This is a genomic window from Rhodococcus sp. (in: high G+C Gram-positive bacteria), assembly GCF_049299235.1.
GTDB lineage: Bacteria > Actinomycetota > Actinomycetes > Mycobacteriales > Mycobacteriaceae > Rhodococcus.
The window spans coordinates 1-6,022 of the sequence record NZ_JBAQXC010000367.1; the positions used below are offsets into that span (position 1 = coordinate 1).

Sequence of the window (6,022 nt, forward strand, 5' to 3'; positions counted from 1 at the left end):
CCGGCCGGGCCACAGGCGTCGGTGCTGTTACTGGCCCGGATACACGGTCAAGTTGTCGATCTTGGTGCGGAACGCACGGAAGTCTTCGTCGGTCGGAAGCTTGCCGGTGACCAGGAAGACGACCCGACGACCGACCTCGACCGCGTGATCGGCGAAGCGCTCGTAGAACCGGCCCAGCAGGGTCACGTCGACGGCGGCGGCGACACCGTGATCCCACTCCCGATCCATCAGAACCGTGAAAAGGTGACGGTGCAGGTCGTCCATCGCCTCGTCCTCCTCGTGCAGCCGCACGGCCCGCTCCGGGTCGCGGGTTTCGAGGATCTCCTTGGTGGCGGCGCCCAGGGCCACTGCGATGCGGCCCATCTCGGCGAAGTAGCCGTTCACTTCCTCGGGAAGCACGTGGTTGGGGTGGCGTCGACGTGTCGCCTTCGCCACGTGCAGGGCCAGCGCCCCCATCCGGTCGATGTCGGCGACGATCTGGATGGCGCTCACGACGGCGCGCAGGTCGCCGGCAACCGGTCCTTGGAGGGCGAGTAGGGCGAAGGCCTTCTCCTCGCAGATCGCGCTCAGGTCGGTGATCTTGTCGTGTTCGTCGATGACGATCTCGGCCGTGGGCAAGTCTGCGTGGAGGAGGGCTTCGGTGGACCGTTCCATGGCCAGGCCGGCCAGACCGGCCATCTGTCCGAGGAGGTCGGCGAGTTCGGTCATCTGTTCGTTGTAGGCGACGCGCATAATCCCGCAGCCTACGGCGGAAATCAAGCCGCGTCACGAGCGGCGGATGAATGCTCGGTGAACGACCGGTCCGAATTGCCGGTGCGAGGCCTTTCCGTCAGCTACAGGAGTCGTCGCCGGCGTTCGTCACCGCGAGATCGCTCGGAAGTTCGATCTCGCCTGCCGGCGCGGACTCGATGGGCATCGGTGCGAGGATCGTTCCGGGAACCTGCGGTTCGGCGATCGTGCCGGTGAAATCGGAGCCGAGTACGAGTTCGACGATGCCGTCCCGATCGACCGACGTCGACATCTGCTGAAGCACCGCACCGGGGATCATCGACGCGACCGTCGCGGCTTGGGCTTCCTGTCCCGGAGTGAACCGCACAATCGTGTGCGAGCTGGTGGCGGGATAGTTGCCGACGCCGTAGATCGGGAAGCCGTACATGCCGAGCGTCTCAGCGGTCCCCGCGGCAAGGCCGGCGACTCCGGATGCGTTCGACACCTGCAGCGAGATGTAGGCCGTGTCGACCGATTCCTGGGGAGCAAGCGTGTCCGGCACCGGCGTAGCCGCGGTCTCCTCGGCGCCGGCAGCAGAATCGCTGGGCGCGGGATGGTCGCGTTTCTCCCCGGGCAGCGGCTCGTCGTCGATGATGGCGTGGAAGATCGCGTTGATGTCGTCCAGGCGCGGGACTTCGTTGCCCCAATCGTTGGTGCCGTCCGTCGGGACGGTCAGGAACGTCACGGCCCCGGCGTCGACGTTCTGCAGCGACCGGCCGAGTTTGACCAGTGACTCGGTGTTGACGTTCTCCACGAAGGTGGCCTGGGTGAACGCGCTGATGAAGCTGTTGAGTTTGCCGGGATCGAGCAGCACCTTGTTCGACAGTGCGGACCGCAACAGGGACGACAGGAACTTCTGCTGCCGGGTGATCCGGCCGTAGTCGCCGTTACCTTCGGATTCGACCTTGCGCGCACGGACGTAGTCGAGGGCCTGCCTGCCGTCGAGGGTCTGCCTGCCCGCTACCGGGAGGATTGTGCCGAGCTCACCGTCGATCAGTGGCGTGGAGGTACATACCTCGACACCGCCGATGCCATCGACCATGGACTCGAAACCGGCGAAGTCGATCCCGACGAAATGCCCGATCTTCAGACCGGACATCTTCTGGATCACCTTCACCAAGCACATCGGGCCACCCAATGCATAGGTGGCGTTGAGCTTGTCACCATCGGCGGCCGGAAACGTCTCGGTCGCGTAGTCGCCGGTGGTGCTGTCCCAACCGCGGCACACCGGACGTTTCACATCGAGGTCGCGGGGAAACGACACCGCGACGACGCGACTGCGGTCGGCGGGGATATTGACGAGGATGACGGTGTCGGCACGCGCACCCTCCGCATCGACCACCGTGCCTGCGCCGATGGACCCGCTCGCGCCCGCGCGGGTGTCGGTGCCGACGATCAGGTAGGTCTCGTCGCCGGTCTGCCCGATCGGGTCGACGATGTCGGTGGATTCGGTGTCCAACGCGGCGATCTGAGAAAAACCTGCTTCGGTGGATCGAAGGTAACCCCAGATGCCGCCGGTGCCGACGAGAGCCAGCACCGATGCGAACGCAACCACGGTCCGGCCCGCGACCGCTAGCCGGTTCCGGCGTCTGCGTTTGCCGAGCGCGAGTCTGCTGTGCCCGGCGGTCTTCCCAGCCGGTTGCGGCACTGCGCGTGAGGGCGTCGCCGCGATTGTGTCCTCGACTATCGCGGGCTCGTCGGACGAGGCGCCGCCGGACGCAGCGTCGTAGGTGGGACCGCCGCCCACCGCTTCGATCTGCACGGTCGGTTCGTCGTCGGGGACCGGGGGAGCGCTGCGTGGCGGCGGAGGAGCGCTGCGTGACGACGGAGGAGCGCTGCGTGACGACGGGGTGAGTGGTGACGACGTGGTGATGCGGGTTTGCTCGGCTGCGCGGATTTGCTCGGCTGCGCGGATTTGCTCGAGGGTGGGGGGCTGCGCGATACCGCGGGGAGGTTCGGTGATTCGGGTGAGCTCGGCGGCCGGATCCGGTTGCGCGGGTGGAGCGGCGCGGGGATGCGGCGGTGCGGCCGACACGGACCGTGACTGTGCTGCGGGGCGGGGCCGTGCGGTGGGCCGTGATTGTGCGGTGGGTTTGGGCTGTGTGGTGGGCCGTGATTGTGCGGTGGGTTTGGGCTGTGCGGTGGGTCGGGGGTGGGCGAACTCACCTGGTGGTGCTGGTCGAGACCGCGAGGTGGACCGCGCGACAGGTGGTGCCGGTACGACAGGTGGTGCCGGTACGACAGGCGGTGCCGGTACGACAGGCGGTGCAGGCACCGCGACGGAAGATTGGGCCGACGGTTCCCGTCGTTCCTGAGGCGCCGCCGGAACAGGAGGCGTCGGCAGCGCGGGCGGCGGCTCAACCGCGGTGACCGGTGGTCGGCCCGATTCGGCTGGTGGAGCGGCGGACGGTTCCCGGCGTTCCACGGGAGCGTTGTCTCGTCCGACCTTGTTCATCAGGTCTGCGACGGTGAGCTGCTCGGAATCTCCGGGCTGTGCAGCCCTGCGGTTGCGTCCTTCGGTCCGGCGGGACGGGGTTTCAGGGGCGCTGTGCCGTCGATTCGGCTGGTCCGGGTCGTGCCGGTCTGCCTGGCCGGAGTGCGACTCTCGGTAGGTGCTGTCCGCGAGCGGACGTTCCCAGGGAGCGCGAGAGTCGGGCAGGCCCGAATCGTGCTCCTCACCCACCGATTCCCTCGCCTCTCCGCGGATGTCCCGCTTTCCGTTGCATCCGCCGTGTCGGCGACCTAGTCATGATACTGATCGAGTGCCGCCGCTTCGAGACATCCGTCGGGAATCGGCTCCCGCCGGTCGACGACCGGCTCAGCCGCCCGAGTGCATCATGTCGGCGCCGACAGGAACAAGCGTGTCCTCGGGATCGTCGAGCCACCCTTCGGGCAGCGCAACGGAACTGGGCGAGCCTTGACGTCCCCTGGGTCCCTCGGCGTCCTTCGGGAACGGGACGTCAGGATCGAGTCGGTCGAGCAGATCGTCGAGTTCGACGAGACTCGAGACACGCGCCAGACCGTTGCGCAGATCGGATCCGGCCGGAAACCCGCGCATGTACCAGGCGATGTGCTTCCGGATTTCACGCATGCCCTTGTCCTCACCGTGGTGATCGGCGAGCAGTCGGGCATGCCTGTGCATGATCTGTGCGACCTCACCGAGCGTCGGCGGCGTCGGGACGTCGCGGCCGCTCAGTGCAGCGGACAGTTCCGCGAACAACCACGGCCGACCGAGGCAGCCGCGACCGACGACGACGCCGTCGCAACCGGTCTGCTCCATCATCTTCGCGGCGTCCGCTGCGTCGAAGATATCTCCGTTGCCGAGCACCGGCACGCCGGTGACGTGTTCTTTGAGACGCGCGATTTCGTTCCAGTCTGCGGTGCCGGAGTAGCGTTGCGCCGCGGTGCGTGCGTGCAGGGCCACCGCTGCCGCACCCTCGGCCGCTGCGATACGTCCCGCGTCGAGGTGAGTGTGATGTTCGTCGTCGATCCCGATCCGGAACTTCACGGTCACCGGAATTTCGGTGCCCTCGGTCGCGCGGACCGCGGCCGCGACGATCTGCCCGAACAGTCGCCGCTTGTACGGTAGCGCCGAACCGCCACCCTTGCGGGTCACCTTCGGAACGGGGCAGCCGAAGTTCATGTCGATGTGGTCGGCGAGATTTTCGTCGACGATCATCTTGGCAGCCGCATACGTGATGTCGGGATCAACCGTGTAGAGCTGCAGCGACCGCGGGGTCTCGGTCTCTCCGAAGGTCGTCATGTGCATCGTCACCGGGTGGCGTTCGACCAGCGCGCGGGCGGTCACCATCTCGCACACGTACAGACCCGACGTGCTGCCTGCGCGCTGAAGTTCGAGTTCTCGGCACAGGGTGCGGAACGCGACGTTGGTGACGCCGGCCATCGGGGCCAGCACGACCGGGCTGTCGAGTTCGAGCGAGCCGATGCGAAGGCGGGACATACAAACCTCGGAAACAAGAGATGTCGGAAGATGGGCGCGGGAAATCGCCCGAACCGAGCAACTGTGCCCGGCACCGAAATCGTTCGGTGCCGGGCACAGGATATCCGGTGGATACCACCGGCACGGAATCGCTCGGGTCAGACGGTGGCGTCGGCGCGTTCGCGGCGCGCGGCCTCACGGGCCAACGAGCGGTCGCGCATCTCCTCGAACTTCGTGGCCTGGCGCTCCAGATCCTCGAGGAACGTACCGAGCTCGTCGAGGGTCTGCGCACCCTCGGGTCCGAAGTCACGGTCGAAGAGGTTCCACTTCCGCAGCACCGGCTGGACGACCTCGTCGAGATGCTGACGCAGGTCGTAGATGCCGTGCTTGGCCATGAGAACGCCGTTGCGACGGAAGTTGGGCATTCCCGCGCCGGGCATCTGGAAGTTCGTCAGGACCTCGGTGATCGCCTGCAGAGTCTGGACGGGCGCGACCTCGAGGGCGGCCCCACAGATGTTGCGGTAGAAGATCATGTGCAGGTTCTCGTCCGCCGCGATGCGCTGGAGCATCTTGTCCGCGATCGGTTCGTCGCAGGCCTTGCCGGTGTTGCGGTGCGACACGCGGGTGGCCAGTTCCTGGAACGTCACGTATGCCACGGAGTGCAGCATTCCGGCGTTGCCCGGCGAGCTGTAGCCGTTCGTCATGTGTTCCATACGCGCGTTCTCGAGTGCCACCGGGTCGACACCACGGGTGACGACGAGATAGTCGCGCATGACGATGCCGTGCCGGTTCTCCTCCGCGGTCCAGCGACCGACCCAGGTTCCCCACGCGCCGTCGCGCGAGAAGTTCTCGGCGATCTCACGGTGATAGGACGGCAGATTGTCCTCGGTCAGCAGGTTGGTGATCATCGCGGCCTTGGCGACTTCGCCGAGCCGGGACTGTTCCGGGTCCCAGTCCTCGCCGCCCATCGCCGCGAAGTTGCGCCCCTCGTCCCAGGGGACGTAATCGTGTGGGTGCCAGTCGCGCGTCATGGACAGATGCCGGTTGACGTTCGCCTCCGCTTCGGGCTCCAGCTCGCGCAGTAGCTCCAGCTGAGTCAAGACTCGCGTCATTCCGATTTTCCTCCGTTGTGTGCGGTTGATTGGCTGCCTGCGGTTGATCGGCGCCACACATCCTACGGGACCGTAGGTTTGCATTCGGTGAACTGTATCGACGATCGGCGTTGTGCGACCCGCCGTTTCCGGGGAGTGCTGTAGATCACACCGACTCTGTGTCCACGGTACAGGTTCGTAGGAAACGAACAGGGGCGGCGAC

General features: G+C 66.5%; 4 protein-coding genes. All 4 read right to left on the reverse strand.

From position 1 onward, the window contains the following. Positions 1-27: 27 nt before the first annotated feature. The gene (phoU, locus tag WAX14_RS22780) at positions 28-732 is read right to left on the reverse strand and encodes a phosphate signaling complex protein PhoU (protein ID WP_422630311.1); all 705 of its coding nucleotides are present in this window, start codon (positions 730-732) and stop codon (positions 28-30) included. Between the two features lie 97 nt (positions 733-829). Beyond that, entirely contained in the window at positions 830-2,803 is a 1,974-nt protein-coding gene (locus WAX14_RS22785) for an LCP family protein (RefSeq protein ID WP_422630312.1), read from the reverse strand. 783 nt (positions 2,804-3,586) lie between these two features. After that, positions 3,587-4,729 carry a tRNA dihydrouridine synthase DusB gene (gene dusB, locus WAX14_RS22790; protein ID WP_422630313.1) on the reverse strand — a complete coding sequence of 381 codons (1,143 nt, stop codon included), beginning with the start codon at positions 4,727-4,729 and terminating at the stop codon, positions 3,587-3,589. Between the two features lie 137 nt (positions 4,730-4,866). Beyond that, entirely contained in the window at positions 4,867-5,820 is a 954-nt protein-coding gene (locus WAX14_RS22795) for an acyl-ACP desaturase (protein WP_422630314.1), read from the reverse strand. Positions 5,821-6,022: the final 202 nt, after the last annotated feature.

Bases quoted from the DNA above. Each gene is read 5' to 3' on its own strand.
- phoU (WP_422630311.1), bottom strand. From the start codon at position 732: ATGCGCGTCGCCTACAACGAACAGATGACCGAACTCGCCGACCTCCTC.
- dusB (WP_422630313.1), bottom strand. From the start codon at position 4,729: ATGTCCCGCCTTCGCATCGGCTCGCTCGAACTCGACAGCCCGGTCGTG.
- WAX14_RS22795 (WP_422630314.1), bottom strand. From the start codon at position 5,820: ATGACGCGAGTCTTGACTCAGCTGGAGCTACTGCGCGAGCTGGAGCCC.